The sequence below is a fragment of the Spiroplasma endosymbiont of Dasysyrphus albostriatus genome (assembly GCF_964019495.1).
Taxonomy (GTDB): Bacteria; Bacillota_I; Bacilli_A; order Mycoplasmatales; family VBWQ01; genus Spiroplasma_E.
In genome coordinates this window covers 473,198-493,541 of record NZ_OZ026447.1, presented here as the reverse complement: position 1 = coordinate 493,541, position 20,344 = coordinate 473,198, and the positions used below count along the sequence as shown (strand labels likewise).

Annotated in this window: 30 protein-coding genes; 14 read left to right on the top strand and 16 right to left on the bottom strand. The window is 22.5% G+C overall.

Annotation, left to right across the window (positions count from 1 at the left end; translation table 4 throughout):
* Positions 1-71 precede the first annotated feature (71 nt).
* A complete protein-coding gene (gene upp, locus AACL11_RS03030) occupies positions 72-716 on the bottom strand; it encodes a uracil phosphoribosyltransferase (protein ID WP_308699596.1) in 645 nt (214 codons plus the stop codon).
* A 449-nt stretch (positions 717-1,165) separates the two neighbouring features.
* Between upp and AACL11_RS03025 the strand changes: the two genes are divergently transcribed.
* Positions 1,166-1,573, top strand: a complete 408-nt coding sequence (locus tag AACL11_RS03025) for a hypothetical protein (protein WP_338988105.1) — start codon at positions 1,166-1,168, stop codon at positions 1,571-1,573.
* 70 nt (positions 1,574-1,643) lie between these two features.
* Here the strand turns inward: AACL11_RS03025 and AACL11_RS03020 are convergent, their stop codons facing one another.
* The 5 genes from AACL11_RS03020 to AACL11_RS03000 form a co-directional block, all read right to left on the bottom strand.
* Positions 1,644-2,240 (bottom strand): hypothetical protein, encoded by a 597-nt coding sequence (locus AACL11_RS03020; protein ID WP_338988104.1) that lies wholly within the window; start codon positions 2,238-2,240, stop codon positions 1,644-1,646.
* 82 nt (positions 2,241-2,322) lie between these two features.
* A complete protein-coding gene (locus tag AACL11_RS03015) occupies positions 2,323-3,021 on the bottom strand; it encodes a hypothetical protein (RefSeq protein ID WP_338988102.1) in 699 nt (232 codons plus the stop codon).
* A gap of 60 nt (positions 3,022-3,081) precedes the next feature.
* Positions 3,082-3,330 carry a hypothetical protein gene (locus AACL11_RS03010; protein WP_252319347.1) on the bottom strand — a complete coding sequence of 83 codons (249 nt, stop codon included), beginning with the start codon at positions 3,328-3,330 and terminating at the stop codon, positions 3,082-3,084.
* Positions 3,331-3,413: 83 nt separating this feature from the next.
* Positions 3,414-4,022 (bottom strand): hypothetical protein, encoded by a 609-nt coding sequence (locus tag AACL11_RS03005; protein ID WP_338958323.1) that lies wholly within the window; start codon positions 4,020-4,022, stop codon positions 3,414-3,416.
* A gap of 36 nt (positions 4,023-4,058) precedes the next feature.
* Entirely contained in the window at positions 4,059-4,604 is a 546-nt protein-coding gene (locus AACL11_RS03000) for an L-threonylcarbamoyladenylate synthase (RefSeq protein WP_252319343.1), read from the bottom strand.
* A gap of 240 nt (positions 4,605-4,844) precedes the next feature.
* Here AACL11_RS03000 and AACL11_RS02995 point away from each other — a divergent pair, with 240 nt between their 5' ends.
* Entirely contained in the window at positions 4,845-5,135 is a 291-nt protein-coding gene (locus AACL11_RS02995; protein WP_252319341.1) for a hypothetical protein, read from the top strand.
* A gap of 206 nt (positions 5,136-5,341) precedes the next feature.
* On the opposite strand, the gene AACL11_RS02990 is transcribed toward AACL11_RS02995, so the two are convergent.
* From AACL11_RS02990 to AACL11_RS02950, 9 genes are all read right to left on the bottom strand, one after another.
* The gene (locus AACL11_RS02990; protein WP_338988468.1) at positions 5,342-5,842 is read right to left on the bottom strand and encodes an IS630 family transposase; all 501 of its coding nucleotides are present in this window, start codon (positions 5,840-5,842) and stop codon (positions 5,342-5,344) included.
* Positions 5,843-5,870: 28 nt separating this feature from the next.
* Positions 5,871-6,230 (bottom strand): helix-turn-helix domain-containing protein, encoded by a 360-nt coding sequence (locus AACL11_RS02985; protein ID WP_338973555.1) that lies wholly within the window; start codon positions 6,228-6,230, stop codon positions 5,871-5,873.
* A gap of 117 nt (positions 6,231-6,347) precedes the next feature.
* On the bottom strand, positions 6,348-8,207 hold the full coding sequence (locus AACL11_RS02980; protein WP_338988101.1) for a hypothetical protein: 1,860 nt from the start codon (positions 8,205-8,207) through the stop codon (positions 6,348-6,350).
* 122 nt (positions 8,208-8,329) lie between these two features.
* Positions 8,330-9,160 carry a peptide chain release factor N(5)-glutamine methyltransferase gene (gene prmC, locus AACL11_RS02975; RefSeq protein WP_252320578.1) on the bottom strand — a complete coding sequence of 277 codons (831 nt, stop codon included), beginning with the start codon at positions 9,158-9,160 and terminating at the stop codon, positions 8,330-8,332.
* Positions 9,161-9,186: 26 nt separating this feature from the next.
* Complete coding sequence (locus AACL11_RS02970) at positions 9,187-9,588, bottom strand: hypothetical protein (RefSeq protein WP_252320576.1); 402 nt, start codon at positions 9,586-9,588, stop codon at positions 9,187-9,189.
* Positions 9,589-9,606: 18 nt separating this feature from the next.
* A complete protein-coding gene (gene prfA / locus AACL11_RS02965; RefSeq protein ID WP_338958338.1) occupies positions 9,607-10,704 on the bottom strand; it encodes a peptide chain release factor 1 in 1,098 nt (365 codons plus the stop codon).
* Between the two features lie 15 nt (positions 10,705-10,719).
* Positions 10,720-11,310, bottom strand: coding sequence for a thymidine kinase (locus AACL11_RS02960; RefSeq protein ID WP_338988100.1), 591 nt, complete (start codon positions 11,308-11,310; stop codon positions 10,720-10,722).
* Positions 11,311-11,334: 24 nt separating this feature from the next.
* Complete coding sequence (locus AACL11_RS02955) at positions 11,335-12,360, bottom strand: bifunctional oligoribonuclease/PAP phosphatase NrnA (RefSeq protein ID WP_338988099.1); 1,026 nt, start codon at positions 12,358-12,360, stop codon at positions 11,335-11,337.
* 14 nt (positions 12,361-12,374) lie between these two features.
* Positions 12,375-14,345 (bottom strand): hypothetical protein, encoded by a 1,971-nt coding sequence (locus AACL11_RS02950; RefSeq protein WP_338988098.1) that lies wholly within the window; start codon positions 14,343-14,345, stop codon positions 12,375-12,377.
* A gap of 884 nt (positions 14,346-15,229) precedes the next feature.
* On the opposite strand from AACL11_RS02950, the gene AACL11_RS02945 reads away from it, so the two are divergent.
* From AACL11_RS02945 to AACL11_RS02905, 9 genes are all read left to right on the top strand, one after another.
* Positions 15,230-15,748 carry a hypothetical protein gene (locus AACL11_RS02945; RefSeq protein WP_338988097.1) on the top strand — a complete coding sequence of 173 codons (519 nt, stop codon included), beginning with the start codon at positions 15,230-15,232 and terminating at the stop codon, positions 15,746-15,748.
* Between the two features lie 134 nt (positions 15,749-15,882).
* Entirely contained in the window at positions 15,883-16,149 is a 267-nt protein-coding gene (locus AACL11_RS02940) for a hypothetical protein (RefSeq protein ID WP_338988096.1), read from the top strand.
* Between the two features lie 2 nt (positions 16,150-16,151).
* Complete coding sequence (locus AACL11_RS02935) at positions 16,152-16,589, top strand: hypothetical protein (RefSeq protein ID WP_338988095.1); 438 nt, start codon at positions 16,152-16,154, stop codon at positions 16,587-16,589.
* Positions 16,579-16,839: a hypothetical protein gene (locus AACL11_RS02930; RefSeq protein WP_338988094.1), complete on the top strand. Its 261-nt coding sequence runs from the start codon at positions 16,579-16,581 to the stop codon at positions 16,837-16,839. Before AACL11_RS02935 ends, AACL11_RS02930 begins: the two co-directional genes overlap by 11 nt.
* Before the next feature lie 146 nt (positions 16,840-16,985).
* Entirely contained in the window at positions 16,986-17,111 is a 126-nt protein-coding gene (locus tag AACL11_RS02925) for a hypothetical protein (protein WP_338986573.1), read from the top strand.
* The gene (locus AACL11_RS02920; protein ID WP_338986574.1) at positions 17,104-17,265 is read left to right on the top strand and encodes a hypothetical protein; all 162 of its coding nucleotides are present in this window, start codon (positions 17,104-17,106) and stop codon (positions 17,263-17,265) included. The genes AACL11_RS02925 and AACL11_RS02920 overlap by 8 nt, the downstream gene beginning before the upstream one ends.
* Complete coding sequence (locus tag AACL11_RS02915) at positions 17,265-17,510, top strand: hypothetical protein (RefSeq protein WP_338987609.1); 246 nt, start codon at positions 17,265-17,267, stop codon at positions 17,508-17,510. The genes AACL11_RS02920 and AACL11_RS02915 overlap by 1 nt, the downstream gene beginning before the upstream one ends.
* Positions 17,511-17,512: 2 nt before the next feature.
* Positions 17,513-17,710, top strand: coding sequence for a hypothetical protein (locus AACL11_RS02910; protein ID WP_338986578.1), 198 nt, complete (start codon positions 17,513-17,515; stop codon positions 17,708-17,710).
* A gap of 121 nt (positions 17,711-17,831) precedes the next feature.
* Positions 17,832-18,029, top strand: coding sequence for a hypothetical protein (locus tag AACL11_RS02905; protein WP_338986580.1), 198 nt, complete (start codon positions 17,832-17,834; stop codon positions 18,027-18,029).
* A gap of 82 nt (positions 18,030-18,111) precedes the next feature.
* On the opposite strand, the gene AACL11_RS02900 is transcribed toward AACL11_RS02905, so the two are convergent.
* A protein-coding gene (locus AACL11_RS02900) for an IS5 family transposase (protein WP_281747819.1) occupies positions 18,112-18,901 on the bottom strand; the annotation gives its coding sequence in 2 pieces (ribosomal slippage) (positions 18,112-18,639 and positions 18,641-18,901; 789 coding nt in all).
* A 102-nt stretch (positions 18,902-19,003) separates the two neighbouring features.
* Here AACL11_RS02900 and AACL11_RS02895 point away from each other — a divergent pair.
* Genes AACL11_RS02895 through AACL11_RS02885 form a run of 3 tightly spaced genes read left to right on the top strand, consistent with a single transcriptional unit; the run spans position 19,004 to position 20,233 of the window.
* Complete coding sequence (locus tag AACL11_RS02895) at positions 19,004-19,828, top strand: hypothetical protein (protein ID WP_338987611.1); 825 nt, start codon at positions 19,004-19,006, stop codon at positions 19,826-19,828.
* A gap of 16 nt (positions 19,829-19,844) precedes the next feature.
* Positions 19,845-20,000 carry a hypothetical protein gene (locus tag AACL11_RS02890; RefSeq protein WP_338988093.1) on the top strand — a complete coding sequence of 52 codons (156 nt, stop codon included), beginning with the start codon at positions 19,845-19,847 and terminating at the stop codon, positions 19,998-20,000.
* 44 nt (positions 20,001-20,044) lie between these two features.
* Entirely contained in the window at positions 20,045-20,233 is a 189-nt protein-coding gene (locus AACL11_RS02885; protein ID WP_338987613.1) for a hypothetical protein, read from the top strand.
* Positions 20,234-20,344 lie beyond the last annotated feature (111 nt).

The following is a 20,344-nucleotide window of genomic DNA, read 5'->3' as shown; positions in this document are numbered from 1 at the left end:
TAATCAGTAGCATAACATTGTAAAAAGTATTGAAAGAAAAAGGTTATTTCTAATTTTTTCCATTAAAATATTTATTTAGTTCCAAAAATTCGATCACCAGCATCACCCAATCCAGGTACAATATAACCATCATCATTTAATTCTTTATCCAACGCTGCTAAAAAAATCTTAACATCAGGATGATTATGATTAATTTTCTTAATAGCTACTGGTGCTCCTACAATGGAAACTAAAGTAATATTTTTAAAACCTACTTTTTTTAATTCTTTAATAGCAGCGTCAGCAGTACCACCAGTAGCAAGCATTGGATCTAAGATAAATACTAATGCATCACTTATATTTTTAATATTTTTGGGATATTTAAAAAAATATTTTTGTGGTTTTAAAGTTTCTTCATCACGATAAAGACCAACATGACTAATAATTGCATTAGGTACTACATACTCAAATCCATTTGTCATCCCTAATCCTGCTCTTAAAATCGGAGAAAGAATGATTGTCTTGGTTAATGTTTTACCAATAACTTTAGTAATGGGTGTTTCAACTTCAATTTCATCAAGAGGAATATCTTTAAATACTTCATAAGCCATTAACGTTGCAATTTCGCTTAAATTCTCTTTGAAATCTTTTTTTTGGGTTAAGTGATTTCTAATTCTTGTTAATTTATCTTGTATTAAAGGATGATTAACAATAAACAGATTTTTACTACTTTCCACTAAAAACACTCCTTTATCTTTAATGCGTATATTTTCAATAATTTAAAATATATACTAATATGAAATTTTACGCCTTTTAATTTATAAATCAATAAAATAACAATAAAAATAACGAAAAAAGATAAAAGATTTATTCAAAAATTATTTTTTTAATTGTTAATAACATTCTTATAGTTCAAAATTAACTAAATAAAAATATAATTTATAAATTTTATTTTAATAACTTTGTTTTTATTTTAAAAAATTATAATCTAAAATATAAATTTAATAAATTTCTTTTATTGATATAGAAAATTATATATTTACAATAAACTATTAATAGTAATTTTTGTCTTATTTTTATCAAAAAAAATCTTATGTTAAAATTAAAAGATAAAACTTCATACAAGTTTTTAAACTATTATTTTAATTTTAAAATAAATAGTTTTTTTATTTTGAAAGGAGAAAAAATGAAAAAAATTCAAAAATACTTTACATATACAGGTGGAATATTAGGTGGTAGTGCAGCACTAAGTGGCATAAGTTATTTTTATTATGATTTAATTTCAAAAAATAAGGAAGCTTTACATGATCCAGAAGCAGGAATGGCACTCTTTGGAATAATGGTTAGTATAACAGGTTCAACTTTTATTGGAGCATTTTTAGGTTCTAAACTAGGGTATGGAATTAGCACTTCCATTTCAAATATTTATGATAAATGTTTTCCAACAAATATTTCTGATATTAATGTTGAAAGTAATAACGAACAACAAATATCTGAAAGAACTCCATTATTAAGAAATAACGATATAACAAGTATTAATGGTGAACAATTACCAATAATTAATCAAAATCATTGTCAATTAACTTTTTCATAAACTTAATAAAAATAAATGTTGGTAATTTACTAACATTTTTTATTTATGATTAAATAACAATAAAAAAAAGTTACTGTTTAACACCCATTTTTTTCATTTCTTCATATAACCTATTATTATTTCTATTATTTCATGTACCAAATTGATGATTAAAAGAAGTAAGCAAAGGATAAGAAAACCCAAGTTCTACTAATTTTTTAATACATTTAAAATAATCTTCTTTTAATGGTAAAACAACTTCAGTAACTTTCTGTTTTCATGGTTGTTTATATTGAATACCACTATAAATATCATTTAATTCAGGAACAATAAAAGCATAAATTCCACCAACACCAACTTCCATAAAATTATGTTTATTTGGATGAGGATATTCAAAAATTTTAATATGCAAAACCAAATGTTCTAATAAATTACAATAAACTAATCGATCAGCATATTGATAGGCAAATGGTGACTTTTGAGCTCATTTGGGAGTAGATAACAAAATTGCTTTATCTTCATCAATATGATGAATATATAAACCTTCTTTTCCCCTTGTTATTCCTTGTGATTTCTTAGACATTGTTGCATCTGAAAAATAATTTTTTGAAATACATCCATATTTATTTTTTAAAAAATTACAAACATTTTCATAATTCATTGTTAATAATTTTTCTACTTCTGACATGCTTACCCCATACTATACTACTTTATTTTTATGATAATAATGAAAATCAAGTTTTCTTTTTTATTACCCAAAATAATATAAATTAATCTTTAACAAAAGCTAAGACAAAACTAAAACTACCATGTAATAAAAAATGATAATCATCTTCAATAGCATTAACATTAATATGAACATCATCAAATGTTTTAATAGATTCTGATAAAGTATGACCTTCTACATTAACAATATAGTCACTATCTTGTTTTGCTGTTGGAACAATAGCATTAATTTTACTTTCAATTAATGATAAACAACGTAAAGCAATTGCTTCACCAAAAGTAGTGGTATTAATTTTAATTTTTTCTTCTTGCTTATCAATATTAACATTACTAATGTCTTTAGCTTTTGATACTAATTTTACACAAGCATTAAAACTACCTTTTAAAAAATTACTATTATTTGAAGCAGATACATTAACAGCAAGTGATTCAAATTTATCAATTTTAGCATACATATCATTATAATTAACAATTGTTATTTTATAATCGGTTCCATTTTCTGGTTTTTTTCCTTCTGGAACTAATTTATTAATTTCAGTTTGTACTTTAGTTTTAAATTTAATTAAAGCTGTATTATAAATATCTTTATTTAATTCAACAGGAGCATTAGTAACTTCCATATTAATATTACTAATATCAACATATTTTTGATTTGCATCATTTACCTTATCACATGCAATAAGTGGTAAAGAAATAATGCTCGTTAAAAACATCGCTTTAAATACTTTTAATATTTTTCTCATAGTTTTTCACCTATTATTCTCTCGAAAAAACTAATCTTCTTAGTTTTAACTTTATATTTCTTAATTATTTTTGATTATTAACTTATTATTATTTTGTTTTCTTGAATATTTTTTATAACTATTTGTTCCAATAAAAATATAGTAAATTAAAATATTAATAGAACCTATTAATACTGATACTAAACCAAAATATAACAATAGGCTAACTTTAAAAGAAGAAAAAGAAAATATAATTCCTAAAGTAATTAAAAAAAAGCCAGTAAATTGAATAAACTTTCAAGTATTAAATTTAAAGTGTTTTTTTGCCATAATTTTGCTCCTAATAATATATTTTGTATAATTATATCATTTTCACAAAAAAAGCAAAATTTTTAATTATTAAATAATAATTGTTATAAACTAATAACATGAACAGCAAAACTAATTGCTTCTTCATATTTATTAAAAAGAAAAAATAAACGTTTATTTTGAAAATTAATTTCAATACCAATATATTTTTGTTTATTTTTTATATAATTATTTTTTTCTCAAAAAAATGTAATACTTTTAACATTAACTAATGGTATTATTTGTAGTTCAAAAGAATCAATAAAATAAAGATTATTTCGTGAAATTAACAAGTCTATTTGATTTAAAGGTATAAAATCTGATGATTTGATAAGATTAATGTCTTTAATTTTATAACGTAAAAATAATTTTTTGGCATCACTATATTCAGTTTTTAAAAGAATATTTTGGCCAGAAATCTTATTAAGATCTTCATACTTTCCCAAAATGACTTTGTCACTATAATAAATATCTTCTTTAATTTTTTCTATTGAAACTGGTAATTCTTTAGTATTTATTTTTTTTAATTTTAAATATTTATATAAAGTATTTATATCTTTAGTAATTTTTAATATTTTCTTTTGTTTATTTTTTTTAATTAATAAAATTAGTGCAATTAATAAAATCAATATTGTTGTGCATGCAATAATAATTAAAATTATTCATCAATTCATAGTATTATCTCCTTTTTTAATACTGTTATCTAATTATTATCTAATAATTTTATCATTAAAACTATTAAAAATAGTTGATGGTTTATTTGTTAAAATCTCACCTGCTACTCTATACCTTAAGTTAGGCAAGTTTATATTATGATAATCGTTAATTGGTTGTTCATTACTTAAATTACAACTTGTAGCTACTAAAGGCCCTGTTAATTTAATTAATTTTTGAATAAAATGTGAAGCACTAACTCTAATTGCTATTGTCTTTTTATTTATTCAATATGATGTGTTTAAACTAGGTTGTTTTAAAACTATAACAGTAACTTTACCAGCACTAAAATTATTTATTAAAAATGACTGTAATTGATCGCTAATTATACCAATGCTTTTAGCTTGTTCTCAACTAGCAACTAAAATTGGCAGTTCTTTAGTATAATCACGTTTTTTTATTTGATAAATTTTATTAATAGCTTTGTCATCATTAAATTTACAAACAAGACCATAAATTGTATCTGTTGGTAAAGCAACCACTTCGCCATTAGCAATGATTTGACTAATTTCTTTAATTTGATTTTGCTGTAAAGTTATCATGAAAACACCACTATAAATTTTAACTAAATTATACACCTATTATTTTAAATATAATAGTTGTTTCAAAATAATGAATAAAAAACTTATAAATGATATTTGTAATTTAAAATAAACCTTAAAATTACTAATTAAAGATTGGAAAATCATTCATTAATGGTTTAATAAACATCTTAATTTAATATAGATTAATATTTATATTAGATTTTTATTAAATTAAATATAGAAGGAGAATCAAAAAATATGCCCAAAAGAAAAATAGGAATACAACATACTAATGAAGAAATTGAAAAAATAAGAAAAGAAATTGAAGATAATGATAATAAACCATTTATAATAGAAACAATTTGTATTCAAAATATCATTGAAAAAACAATTGATAAAAAATTTAATAATAATGATTTTACAAAAATGATTTTTCCCAATAAAGAATTAGATAGCACTATAAAAAAAGAAATTATAAAATTAGAAACTCAATTTAAAGATGCAGAAATAGATTATATTAAATTTAATTCTCATTTACCAAAAATATAATGAAAGTTAAGATTTATCTTTCCGGTGATGTTAAATAATCATTATTAAATTTATTAAAAATAAATGATTTTATATTTGTTTTTTTTATACTATTAATTTTATATAAAAAACATCTTTAAACTTATTGTCAAAGATGTTTTTTATATAAAAATGTAAGGGAAATTAACATTAAATTGTCATGATTGATTGTATTATTTTATATATAGCTAACTAAAGTAATGTTTACTCATATCTTGAAAAACAAAATCAATCGCGTTTTTAATATTTGGTCAATAATTTGGTAATATTTTTCTTATATTATGTTTTATAGCAAATCAAAAATGTTCAATTGGATTTAAATTAGGAGAATATGGTGGAAGAAATAATAGTTTGCATCCAGCATTTTCAATTAATTGTTTTGTTGCTTTAGATTTATGAAACGTCGCATTATCTAAAACTATAATTTGTCCACACTTTAATACTGGAATTAGTATATTTTTAACATATGATTCAAAAATTTTACTATTGCAATGTCCTTCAAATGCTCATAGAGCTTTTAATTTACCTTTATTTAGTGCACCAATTATACTCATTCTCTTTATTTTATATGCAGGTTTATTATCAAATAATCTTTTACCTTTTTCAGACCAACCATATTTATAAAATTCATTATCATCAATTCCAGATTCATCAATATATACCAAATCTTCATTCATTATTTTCGCTATTTCTTTTAAAAAATCTTCTTGTTTATTTTTATCTCTTTGTTCATATAGAAAAGTTTTTTTTATATGTATAATTTAGTTTTTTGAAATAGTTATAAACTGTTTCTTTTGTCATATCACCAAATTTTTCAATTACTTTTTGAACTGTAACATCTTTATTTTCTGCTAAATAATTTTTTAATTCATCTAAATCCTTTATTTTGTGGCTATGTCCTTTTTGATAATTCAAAATTGGTTTTATATTTCCGGTTTTTTGCTTTCTTTTTCTTCATAAAAATAAAGTCTTTCTAGTGATATTGAACACTTTACAAATTTCTTTAATTTTCATGTTTTTACTTTCATAAACTTCTATTACTTTTCTTCGTAAGTCCTCACTGTATGGTTTTGGCATAATTTAATCTTCCTAATCTATTTTAATTATTGCTGAATTATACTTGTAAGTGCAAGAATTGTTTAAATTACATATTATTATTTTACATTATTTATGAGTAAACATTACTTTCGTTAGCTATATATGACTAATACTTTTAATATTAGTATTAATCATTTTCTTAAATAAAGAAAGTCACAAATTGATTCAATTATAATTTTGAGTATTGTTTTTATTAGTAAATAAAATGAAAATAAAATGAATTTTAAATTTGTTTTGAAATATCAAAGGGTTTTTTATATATAAAAGGATAATAGGGAACTCGTAATTAGGGATAGGTACTAATTGATTTATTAATAATATTTTTTCATAAATATGACTTTTAATTATAGAACATTCATCAATATCTAAAAATTCTAAATTTAAATTATATTTTTTGATAAATGTTTTTTGAAATGCTCACAAAATAGATTTAATACTATAAAATTTTTCTTGGATATAAAAATTAAATACCACAATTGAATATTGAATTCTTTTTAACATTACTCATTTTATTTTTTCATTAATATTTTTTTCTAATTCATAATTTCATGAATTTTCATTAATATTAATGACAGAAATATTCTTATATTTATCTAAATTATAATTACTATAGATATTTACGTTTTCAATTAATATACAAGGTTTTTGATTTAGTAAATGAAGCTTAAAATTATTACTTAAGTTATTTTTTAGGGAAATAATTAAAATATTAGGGAAATTTACTTTTATAAATGAAGTTATTTGAATTTTATTAGCATAGGAGTCATCAATTAAGAATATATATAAGGCAATGTTTCAGTTCTCATTTGCTATAAAACTTTTATGAAAAGTAATCATTAAAAATTTATTTTGTAAAAGATTAAGATTGGGAAAATAATTATTTTTTAATTGCGAATTTATAATAAAAAGGAGTTGTTGCCCTCATTGGTAGTCACTTTCTATTTTAAAAGTATCATTCAAGGCAAAACTAATATCACTATAATAATTAAATTGTAATTTAAATCAATTATCACTAAGAAAACTATTCAAATTACTTTTAAAAGTATTTGAATATAAAGACACCTGATATTCATAATTAATAAAAGAAAATATTTTTTGAGTAATGTTACTAATTTCTGAAGTTATATTTGGAAATAATTGACTGTCAACTTTAATATTAAGTAAACAAATGAAATTAAAATAATTGGTTTCAAACTTATCAAACTCTTTAGCAATTATTAATCTAAAATGTTCGACTTCTTTTTTTATACTTAAGTTTAAATTAAATTCAATTTGTTCATCTTTTTCAAGAAAAAAATTAAGTTTAATTTTTCGTACATGAATTGTTAAAAATCATATTAGTTGATCATCATAATATTTTTTATAACCGATATTGATCATTATAATTTCTATTTTTTTGTATATATAGGTTAGGACTTTATCGTTAGTTAAGAGAATTTTTTTATCTTTACTAATAAGTTTTATAATAATAATAGCGGTTATAAATCTTAAATGTCATTCATAACCATCTAATTGAAACCCTTTATTATGTTCAAATTTTAATTTTAATCTTAAATTTTGTTCAAAGAAAAAGTTATTCAAGTAAATAATGTCTTTTTTTAAATTATACTTATTTGTGTTACTTATATTGATAAGTCACTCACTACTTAAATATTTTTTTTGTCATACACATATTAAGAACAAATTACTCATTCTAACAAAAGGATATTCATTGGATATGTGGATAAACTGTGTAAGCAAAGTATTTATTGCTATTATTTCATTGTCACCATTAATTACAAAGTAATCTTGCTTTCTGGAAATATTACAATTACTAATTTTTATTAACATTGTATTAATAAAAGTAATATTTCTTTGTAAAGTTCGAAATGTAACATTAAATTTTTCCATTAGAAATGCTATATTAACCGAACAAGAATACTGAAAATATTTTAATATTTCAATGATACGCCACATTAAAACTGCCCCCGTTATCCTAATTGAAAGATTAAATGAGATTTTCCTTTTCAAAAAATAAAATAGTCACCTTTTGAGTGACAAAATTATTGTTCTTAAATTATTTTTATATGTTATAATGCTTACCAAATAAATAGCATTCTTCATTTATTATTAATATCTTTAATAAATTTGTAATTATATTGTGGTAAATACTTTTTAATAAGAATAGTTAGTGCTTCTTTTTGATCAAAACCAAATTCAAATGCTAATAAAAAAGATTTTTCTAAAACTGCATGACATTGTTGAAAAATTACTTCGTAAAAATATAATCCTTTATGATCAGCAAATAAAGCTAATTTTGGTTCATATTGTAAATTATGTTTTGAAAAAGTATTTGCTGTCTCATCAATATATGGTGGATTTGAAACAATAATATTAAATTTATGATTTTTAAGATTTGTAAATATATCGCTTTCAACAAAATTAATATTTTTTAGGTTAAAATTATCGTTATTAATCTTAGCAATAGTTAATGCATCTTTGCTAATATCACTTGCTACTATATTTCAATTAGGTTTCTTTAACGCTAAACTAATAGCAATAGCACCACTGCCTGTCCCTAAATCTAATACTTTTAAATTATCATTATTAAAAATGTTTTGCGCATAGACAAAAACATTTTTAACTAGTTCTTCAGTTTCATTACGAGGAATTAATACTCTATTATCAACAACAAACTTATGATCAAGAAATCATTGATAACCAATAATATATTGTAAAGGATAGCCAGCAACAAATTTTTTAACTAGTTGTAAATATGATTCTAAAAAATCTATTGCTATTGTTTGACTAAGATTTGCATATAATCAAGATAAATCTTTATTAATAAACTTTAATAAAATTATCTTATTAATTTGTTCATTTTTTTTATTAATTTTTTTTGCTAATAAAAGATAATCTCTATAAGTCATTAATTTATACTCCAAAAATAAATATTTTATTGAAAATTAACAGATGAATTATTATTTCTTGAAGTTTTTTTTATTAAATTATTAACAACGAGAATTAAAACAATAATACTAAAAATAAATAAAAAACTAATTGTTAATAAACAAATAATTGGAAAAAGAATAATGTAACTACAAATACTAATAATAAAACCAAAATTATTAATATTATTACCATTAATATTTCGTAAAAATTCTAAATTTTTTCATAATAAATAATGAAAAATTAAACTAGATGCACTAGCAAATCATAATGTTAAAACTAAAAATAAAATGTGAATAATACCACTACTAAAAGTTAATGTAATAAATGTTCCTAATGTCGCATATAAAAAAATAACTGATATTAAAAACAAAATTTTTGTTCTAGAGTCTAAAATCTTAAAATCCATAATAATTTCTTCCTTTTTTTATTTTAATACTGTAATATTTTCATCAATATTTTCTAATTTTTCTTTTTGTTCACTACTAATTAAAGCAATAATAATTTCATCAATATTACCTTCCATAATACGATCTAACTTTAATAAAGATAATCCAATTCGATGATCGGTTACTCTATTTTGTGGATAATTGTATGTTCTAATTTTTTCTGAACGATCACCACTACCAACAGCTGTTTTTCTTAAATTACCAATTCTTCCCTGTTCTTCTTCAACTTTTTTTTCATAAAGTTTAGCTCTTAATACCCGCATTGCTTTATCTTTATTATCATGTTGACTTCGTCCGTCCTGTGAAGTTACAACAACACCTGTTGGAATATGAGTAATTCTAATTGCTGAATCGGTAGTATTAACATGTTGACCACCAGCACCACTAGAACGATAAGTATCAATTCTTAAATCAGAATTATTTATTTTAATTTCAACTTCATTAACTTCTGGCAATACAGCAACCGTCGCAATTGAAGTATGAACTCGTCCTTGTGATTCGGTTTTTGGAACTCTCTGAACACGATGTCCACCAGCTTCAAACTTTAATTTAGCAAATACATGTTTACCTTTAATCATAAAAGCAATATAACTAAATCCACCATTTATTGCTTCTTTTGCTTCAATAGTTTCAATTTTTCATCGTTGAATTTCACAATACTTACTATACATACGATATAAATCACCAGCAAAAATATTTGCTTCATCGCCACCAACAGCTCCTCTAATTTCAATAATAACATTTTTATCATCATTTATATCTTTAGGAATTAGTGTTAGTTTTAATTCATTTTCTGCTTTTTCTAATTCAATTTCATTTGCTTTAATATCTGTTTTAAGCATTTCACAAAGTTCTTGATCCTGTTCGGTTGCTAATGCCTTTTTTGCTTCAATAATTTCTTTGTTAATTTTTTCATATTTTCAATATTGTTCAATAATTGGTTCTAATCTACTATGTTCTTTTGTTAATTCAGTGTATTTATCACGAGGAATTAATTCGGGATTTTCTAATTGCTTTTCAATTTCACTATATTTTTTAGTAAGTTGCATTAACTGTTCTAATGTTTTTTCATTCATAATATCACACCTGATTTATCTATTCTGATTATTTGTTAAGACACGATGATGACTACGACATCGAGCTTCATATTGTTCTTGCGCACCAATTAAAATAATTTCATCATCATATCTAGCTTCCCGGCCATTAATAATACGTTGTGTTCTTGTTGCTGCTTTACCACATTTTACACAAACAGCATCTAATTTAGTTACAAATTCTGCTAAAGCTAATAATTCTTTAGTAACAGGAAATGGTTCACCACGAAAATCTTGATCTAAACCAGCAACAATAACTTGCTTATTTTGATTTGCTAATGTTTTAATCACTTCAATAATTGATGGTTTAAAAAATTGTACTTCATCAATTGCAACTGCTTCTATTTCTTTATCTATATGTTTTAATATTTGCATTGGATCATCAATTACTATCGCTGTGATAGATACTCCTTTATGACTTACTACTTTTTTAGCATCATAACGAATATCAACCTTGGGTTTAAAAACTAGCACTTTGCGTTTAGCATACTGTAAACGATTTATACGTCGCATAAACTCTTCGGTTTTTCCAGCAAACATACAACCAGTAATTACTTCAATTCATCCCTCATTATAACGACTATACATTTATATCCAACTCCATCTCTAATTTTAATTGTTTGTTAATTCTGGTGATTTACTAGCAATTTTATCTAAACTATCAAGCAATTTTTCAACTTCATTAATATTTTGTAAATATGCACCAGCAGCTGTCTGATGACCACCACCACCAAACTTTGCAATAGCATCATTAATTATTCATCTTGCACTACGAACACTAACTTTAATTTTACTATTCATTTGATCATAAGCAGCAATTAATCAAATTTTAATACCATCAATATTTGACATTACATTAACTTGACTAGTTAAATCTTCTCTACTTAAAACAACTTCGCCTTTAATATTTAATATTTTATTTTGACTAATAATTTTTGTTTGTAAGTCAGTAATTATTTTATCGTTAAATATTATATAAGCAACACCATTATCAGTAATTTTAAAATTTGATAATATATATCCTTTCAATCTTGTGATTTTTAAATTTTGAATATATAAACTTTGATATAAGTCTAATAAATTAAAATTTTGTTTAACTAAAAAACTAGCAACCTGAAAAGTTTCTTCATTAACAGAGCGATACAAAAATCTACCAGAATCAGTAACTAAACCAAGAAATAAATTTCTAGCTGCTAAAGCTGAAACTTTTAAATTCAATACTTGTGCTCATTTCGCCACTACTTGGCAAGCAGCAGAAGCCTTTTCTTCAATTAAATCAATATCACCATATTTATCAACAATTGGATGATGATCAATTTTAATTATCTTTTTTCCTTCTTCTCAAAATTGACCACTAATTCGTTCGCGATTAGCTGTATCAGTGACTATTACTAGTGCATTTTCATAATCTTCTTTTTTAACAAAAGTTGGTTGTGGAAATAATGATGCCATATGTTCATTTGTTTCGCCTGGAACAAGTACTTTTTTATTTTGAAAATTATCTTCAATAATTTTTTTTAATCCTCATTGTGAACCCAAAGCATCTCCATCAGGATTAATATGACGATGAATAATAATTGGATTACTGATTTTTATTAATTCATAAATTGCTTGTGCTTCTTTTTTAAACTTATTCATATTATATATCCTTTCTATCATGTACCAATTAATTGTTTTGTTTCATCATCAAAAACAAAAATTGAATTTTTAGTAATACTAATTCAACCAACAGTTCCCACTTCTAAATTATCATTATTATTTGTTAAAACTTCAAATTGTTCTGATTTAGTAGTTTCAATCAATAAATATGCTTTTTTATCATCAACTTTAGTAATATTTTTAATAACACCATTAATAATAATTGAATTTTTTAAAAAAGTAAATCGTGGTTTCTTTGCACTAAACAAAATGGCATTTGATTTAAAAGCAATAGTAGAAGCAGTTTTAACATCAAACTTACCTAAATTTACATTATAAAAATATAAATTATGAGCATTTCATTCTCCCTTTGCAATATTAATATGCTGTTCATTTATTTCTTTCAATAAATTTAAAGATAATGGTTTATCAGTGATTTCACTAACATTCCCTTGTTGAATAATTATTTCATTTTCAATAACAGTAACATTAGTCGCTAATAAATTAATATCAACTTGATTATTAGTTGTAAAAATAATAATTATTTTCAAAAATTTTTGTAATTTTTTAATTCAATTTGCTAATTGTTCTTTATTATCAACATTTAAAAGTTCAAATGGGTTATGTAAAATTAAAATTTTAGTAGGTACAATTAATTGTTGAATGATTTTTATTATTTGTCGTTCTACTATTGTTAATTGTGTTAAACGTAGTGACAATAAATGACTTAGTTCTAAATGTTTAAATATCATAACAATATTTTCACTAATTAAATCACGGACATCAATTAACTGTGAATATAAAGTTTGTAATTGTTGTTGATATGTTTCTTTATCTTGTAACTGTGGATTTTTTAAAATTTTATCATGATAAATTTTAATTTCATCTTTAATATTTTTTAAAAGTAAATGCATTTCATCTGGTAAAAGTTGCATTGCCACAAAATCTTGTTTCATATTAAATTTAATTCTTTGTACTTCTGCTAAGTCAATTCACTGGTCTAAAATTTGATCAATTTGACTACGAGTACATTTAATTTGTTGATATGAAACTAAATGATTAAGTTCGCTATTAAAATTTTGATTATGATTGTTACAAGTTTTTAACGTAGTTCTAATTTCACTTCTAGTAGTACTAATCTCTCTATTTAAATAATTATTTATTTCTTTAATAACAAAACTAATTTCTCGTAGTTGAAACTCTCATTTTCTTTCTTTTGGTGGATTACATCCACAAAAACATGGTCCCACTAAACTTTCTAAACTAGAAATACGATCTTGCAAAGATTGTAAAAATAATAAGTTATTATTTGCAATAATATTTTTTTCTTCGGCAGTAAATTTTTTAATTAGAATATCTGTTAATTTTTCACTTCCAGCAAAATTAAATTTCTCTTGAGCAAAGTTTTTATGAAAATGATTAATTTGATATTGATATTCTTTAATAAAATTATTACGAGTGCTTTGTGTTTCATTAATAAAATTTTTAATAATATTAATTAATTTTTCTTTAAAATAACCACTGTCTAAATTTAAACCTGTATTTTTTAAGTTTTCAATATCAGTCTTAATTTTTTGATTAATATTGCTTATTTCTTGTAAAAAGGGTTTATTAGTAATTGCTGTTCTTGCTAAGTTACGTTGAATACTAAATAATTTATTTCAACTCTGTAAATGCATACTAACATAAGCCATTTTTCGTTCAAAACCAATACTATTATAAGTAACATCAATATCATCAATTAAAATTTTACCCTCCATAATAGCAGAAGAACCTGCTAGAGCATTAATTAATTTTTCAATATTATCTTCATCATTACTAAAAATTGCCAAGCAACTAGGATATTTTCCTTCAAAACTTCAATCTTTTACGGCTTTTTCAACGGATAAATTAATAATACTAAAATTAAAGTTACTAGTTTGCTCAGTATTATATCTAATACCTTTACTTATTACCAATTTATTAAAATCAGATGATTTTTCCATAAAACCATTCCCTACCTTAAAGTTTTTTATTTCATATACTATTAAAATTATATTCTATATTTATTGGGTTGTATACATACAATATTTTAACTTAATTAATGGTAAATATGTCTGTAAATAATTTTATTTTTAAAGTATAAAAAAAAGAAACTATTATTAGTTTCTAGTTTAATTAAAATTATTGGGAGCGTGTCGAAGATGTCGGTAACTAAAAAGTTTTAAAAATAGCTCCTTTCTTTTTTTACCCTTGAATTAAAAATAAATGACAAAAGACGAGAATAAAAATCTTGTCTTTTTTTTGTAATTGTAAAATTTTAAAATTTTTAATAAACCTCTTTAACGCTATTATCAACACGTGTTAGGGAACTAAAAAAGTGAACTACAACACAGTTGTTAAAAATAGTAGCTAGCATGTGGACTTGCATGGATAAATAAAAAGTGGAGTGATACCTAATAAAATATACTAACCAGTAATGGTAATTCTTGGGGTGGCAGCGAATTGGAAACTAGTATATATAGACCTGTTGTAGGGACCTATTGTATTAATTCTATTCTTTATTTAACCAACCTTGCCACTCCCCAGTGAGCAAGTGTTGGTTTTATTTTTTATTTTTTTTTGAAAATTTTTTTGGGCGAGAAAATAAATTTCAAACTTGTAAAAAAAATTGAGCGGTGCCGGTTCAATTAAAATATTAATTTGTTTAACACAAATTAAATAAATATTGAATCGAATGCCTCGATTTATTTTTAAAATTTCATAATTTATTTTTGAGCCCAGAATTGCTGGAATGAATAAAACGAATAGTAGTATTATTAATAATCTAAAAATCAAAATATATGTTCTTTATGCTAGAAGCAACAGAACATATTAGGAAAGGATTATTATGCAAATAGAATTTAAAAAAGAACAAATTGTTAAAGATAGACCACAATCTATTCTTATTGATTATGGTGAATATAAATTACAATGTCCAAAACGAATGGTTAAAAATAATAGTTTTATTGCTGATGATAAATATACATATTGAGTTTTTAATTTAGAAAATATTAAAAGAGAATTAAGTGGTAATGAATTAATAAAATTATTAGAACCATATATTAAAGACCAAAAAATAACTGTTAATAAACCAACTGCTCCAAAAGAATATTATCTTAATGATATAAAACTTGAATCATTAATATTTTATGAACAGCATAATAGTTGATTTATGGGTGAAATAACAGATAACAAAACTAAAATTACTAATCCTTGTTTTAAATATAACATTACGTGAGAAGAAAACAGAAAAGGTTTTAAAATAAATAATCCATATAAACATGATGATTTATCAATTAATTATATAGTTACTTCTTATAAAGAAATTTCAATTCATAATGAAAAAGTATTTTTGTTGAACATGTAAACAAAATAAATTAGATTATTTATTCTTTAATACTAATGATATAAAAACAAGAAAATATTTTTTAAGAGATAAAAATAGTAAAGCAATTTGTTATGACTGTATTTTAAATGTTAGGTTAAGTAGGAGGTATAAATATGAATAAACAAAAACCATTTTCTTATAAAGACCAAGAAATTATTAATAAATATAATAAAAAACGTAATCAAGAAATAACAAAAGAACATTTAAATAATATAAAAAAATTAAGAGAAAATTTTAAAAAAGAAATAATTAATGAATATAAAGAAAAATTAATTACATATTTAGAAAATAAAATTGAAAATGATGGATATAGAAGTGCAAATAATGATGCCATATATTATTCATTAATTAAAAAAATCAATAATGGTGAGTTTGATTAATAATGCAATATGAATTAATTATTGGAATTGACCCTGCTGGTATTGGTAATAATGGAATTGTTATATATTCAAATGAAACTAATAATATTGTTTTTAATGAAACATTCAAAACTAAAACAGTTTTAGAAAGTAAATATATATATAAAGAATATTTTAAATTAATTAAAAAACAATTTATTAATCAAAAAATATTAGTTATTGTAGAAAATTTCTTTTTAAGCTCAAAACAATTATTAACTAATCCATTAGCAACACCCAAAATTATTGGTGCATTAATGGTATTAGTAGAAGATGTTATGAACTGAGATTATTTAGAAAGTGAACCAAAAAATAAAACTAAAATAGAAAATTATAAAGGAAATATAAAATTAACAAAACATGAACAAGATGCTTATAAGCATATTCAATATTATTTAAGGAATTATAAAAATGAAAGATAAAGCAAATTATGTCAAATTAACAGTAAAACTGAGTAACACTATTGAAGCAAAATATTACGAAAAAGGTAATAAAGAATTATATTATAGTGTTCGTGGTCAATGAAATGGATTAAACTACGTTACTTTAATTTTTAATAACCCAAAACTTTATAGACGCTGTATTTTATTAAACAAAAATGATGAAATTATTGTAACTGGTCAAATATTTAACACTTTAAACATTCCTAAAATCGTGCATTTTGTTCAATAAATGTTAAATGATTTAAAAAATGAAAGGAATAAAAATGAATAAATGTAAACAATGTAAGAAAAGAATATGATTAAGTAAAAATTGATGTATGAAATGCTTAGAAATAATGGTTAATAATTTAACTAAAAATAAGGAGAATTTGATTAATGAAGTGTAAATTAGATTGTAATAATGAACAATATATATTAGAAAAATACGAAAATGGAAGTCTAGAATCATTGTATTGTCTAAATCATTATATGAAAAAAAATGGTGAATTTGATAATGAATAAAGAAAAATTAATTGAAGATTTAGAAGAACGAATAACATGACTTACAAATGAAATATCTAATGTTAAATATTTTAAACAAATAGAATTTTATATATGAGAAAAAATATGTTTAAAAAATCTATTAATTAAAATTGAACAAGGAGAATTTGAATAATGATAATATTACCTACTTTGTTTGAAAATAAAGATGAAATTGAAATATTATCACCATTTCCAAAAGCAATTCATACAAGTAATGATATTAGAGCAATTATTTTAAGACAATATCCAAATGTTAAATCAAAACACATAATTGTTTCTGACCCCGAAAGTAATGTTGCATTAATAGTTGGTGATAATGATGTTTATCAAGGTTGAATTAAAGTAACAATTAAAAAATTAGAAATAGAAAGAGAATAACCATGACTAAACGCGAATTTTTAATTAAATGAAATGTAGATGAAAAATTATTTTTTATTGATAATGTTGAATTTTGTACAAGTGACACATGTGTAATGTTTAATTGAAATGATAATTATTTAATGATTGATTGTTATTCAGAATACATGAATAAATTTATAGAACTATTAAATGATTTAAAACAAATTAAAGGAGAATAAACAAATGAAAAAGGAAAAAATTAAAATTAGAAATTATGAATTTGAATTAAATTCTTATGTAGTAGATTCCTTATTAGATGTTATAAGAGAACTGATAAAAACAAATAAAGGAGAATAAAATATGTTAGATGAAATTTTAAAAGTAATTTTTGATAGAGCAGATAAAAAAGAATTAATTAATATGATAGAAAGATTAATTCTTTGTACTAACAATAGAAAAGAAACAAAAAAATGAATTATTAGAGAATTTGATAAAAATGATTATGTTTTAGAAAAATTATTACAATTAGAAATACAAGGAGAAAAAAATGGATTATAAAGAAAAAATTAAAATTAGAATTCATGAATTTGAATTATATGATTATCAAGTAAATACTTTATTAGATATTGTAAGAACCTGTTTAGAATCTTTTTAATAAAATTGAAATAAAGGAAAGAACAACCATTTGTAAACTAGTATTTAGTTTTCTTTCACAATTTTTTCATAATCTTCTGCATTTTTCTAATCATGCAAAGCTTCGTTCTACAACTCATCTTTTTGGTAGTACTACAAAAGAATGTAATTCATTACGTTTTACAACTTCAACATTTGCATTTATGATTGTTTTGATTGCAGAAGCAAATTTTTCACCAGTATAGCCAGCATCTACTATTATTTTTTGAACTGTAGAAAGATTTTCTTTTTCACTTTTAATCATTATGATAGCACTATTACGATCTGTTTTTTCTGCTGTAGTTATGTAAATTGCATGTGGTAAACCTTGCGTATCAACTGCAATATGACGTTTTATTCCTGAAATCTTTTTACCAGCATCATAACCTTTATTTTCAGTAGTATCTGTATTTTTAACACTTTGCGAATCAATTATACAAAAACTAGTTTTTTCTTTTCGATGATTCTTAATACGAATCTTTTTAACTAATTTTTTTTAAAATTAATTGCAATACACTAGGTTCTTTATCATTGTTTTTACTTCAAATTTGGAAATAATAATATACAGTTTGTCATTTTGGAAAATTTTTTGGTAACATTCTTCATTGACAACCACTTTTTAATACATATAAAACTGCACAAAACACTTCATATAAATCTAAATTTCTTGGTTTTGTTTTCTTTTTGCTGTTTTCTAAAGTTGATTTTATGTTCTCAAATTGTTCTTTAGTAACATGACTTGGATAATTTTTATGCATATATACCTCTTATTTTAAAATATATAGTAATTTTACATTATTTTCTAAAAGATTCTAAACAGGTTCTAAGAGAAATGTTAAAAGCAAATAAAGGAGATTAAAATGCCAAACGAAAATACACAATCAAATTATACTTTAACTAAGTTAATAAGAACTGGTATAAGTCCAATTTGTGCAATGATTGGTACAAGTGCTTATTATGGTCAAGTAATAGATAATCCATTATTAGGTTCAATTAATAGTTTATTATTTGGTAAAAAATTAGGTTTAGATATTTGAAATTTAAATCAAAGACCAAATACAAAAACTAAATTAATTAATAGTAGTAAAAAAATCTTATTAGGTTTAGGAACAATTGGATTAGCAAATTATAGTAAATGAACAGAAAATAATATTAATCCTATTATTCCAACAACACCAATTCCAGTAACTACTACAACTACAACAGAAGGTCCTCCATGATTATTATTAAATAAACAAGAACATCAGTCATTAATGGATTGAGATACTTATATTTCATTAAATGCTTATGGTATATCAAATCTTATTAGTGGATTAACTGAGTTAATACCTAATAAATTTGAAAAAATAAGAAAGGTTTGTAATATGGCTACTGGTGGATGTTTGATTAGTAGTGGTGTAGCAATGGGTATAAATAATGATTTTAATAATGCTTATGCAATACCTACCATAATTGCTGGTGCAAGTGAAATTATTCATAATTTACTACCTATGGAAACTACAAATCATATTGAAGAAATGCAAGAAACACCATTTAATAATGAAACTGCAAGATTAATAAATGATAATAGATTCACAATTAATAGTGAAACAACTAGTCAATATGGTAGTGATAATATGAGTGAAGTACCATTAAATCATGATAATACTTCATTAAATTGAGATTATAATCACATGAGTTTATAAAGGAGGTGAATAATTGATGAATAAAGAAAAATTACTTGAATATTATAATCAGGAAATAAAAATATATAAAGAAAAAATAGAAGAATTCAATAAAGACATATCTGTATTAGTAGAAATTATAAGTAATTTACAATCAATGATTGAAAGAATTAATGGTGGTCAATTTGATTAATAATTAGAAATAAAAAAATAAATAGTTGAAAGGAAAATATTGAAATGAAAGAATTTTTACATGAATTAATAATTATTGGAACAAGTGTTGGAACATTAATTTGCAGAGAAATTATTGTTTTATTAAAAAGATTTATCACAACTCCAAAACATGTTAGAGCAAATAATAAAATTATCAAACATCAAAAAAAATTAGAAAAATTAAATGAAAAGATTAATAAAGGAGAAAAATAATATGACAAAAATTGAATTTAATGAAAAATATATAAAAAATAATATCAAAATTGATAGAGATTTTGATTTAGATATAGGAAATTGTTTTAAATTTTCTGATATTGATATATA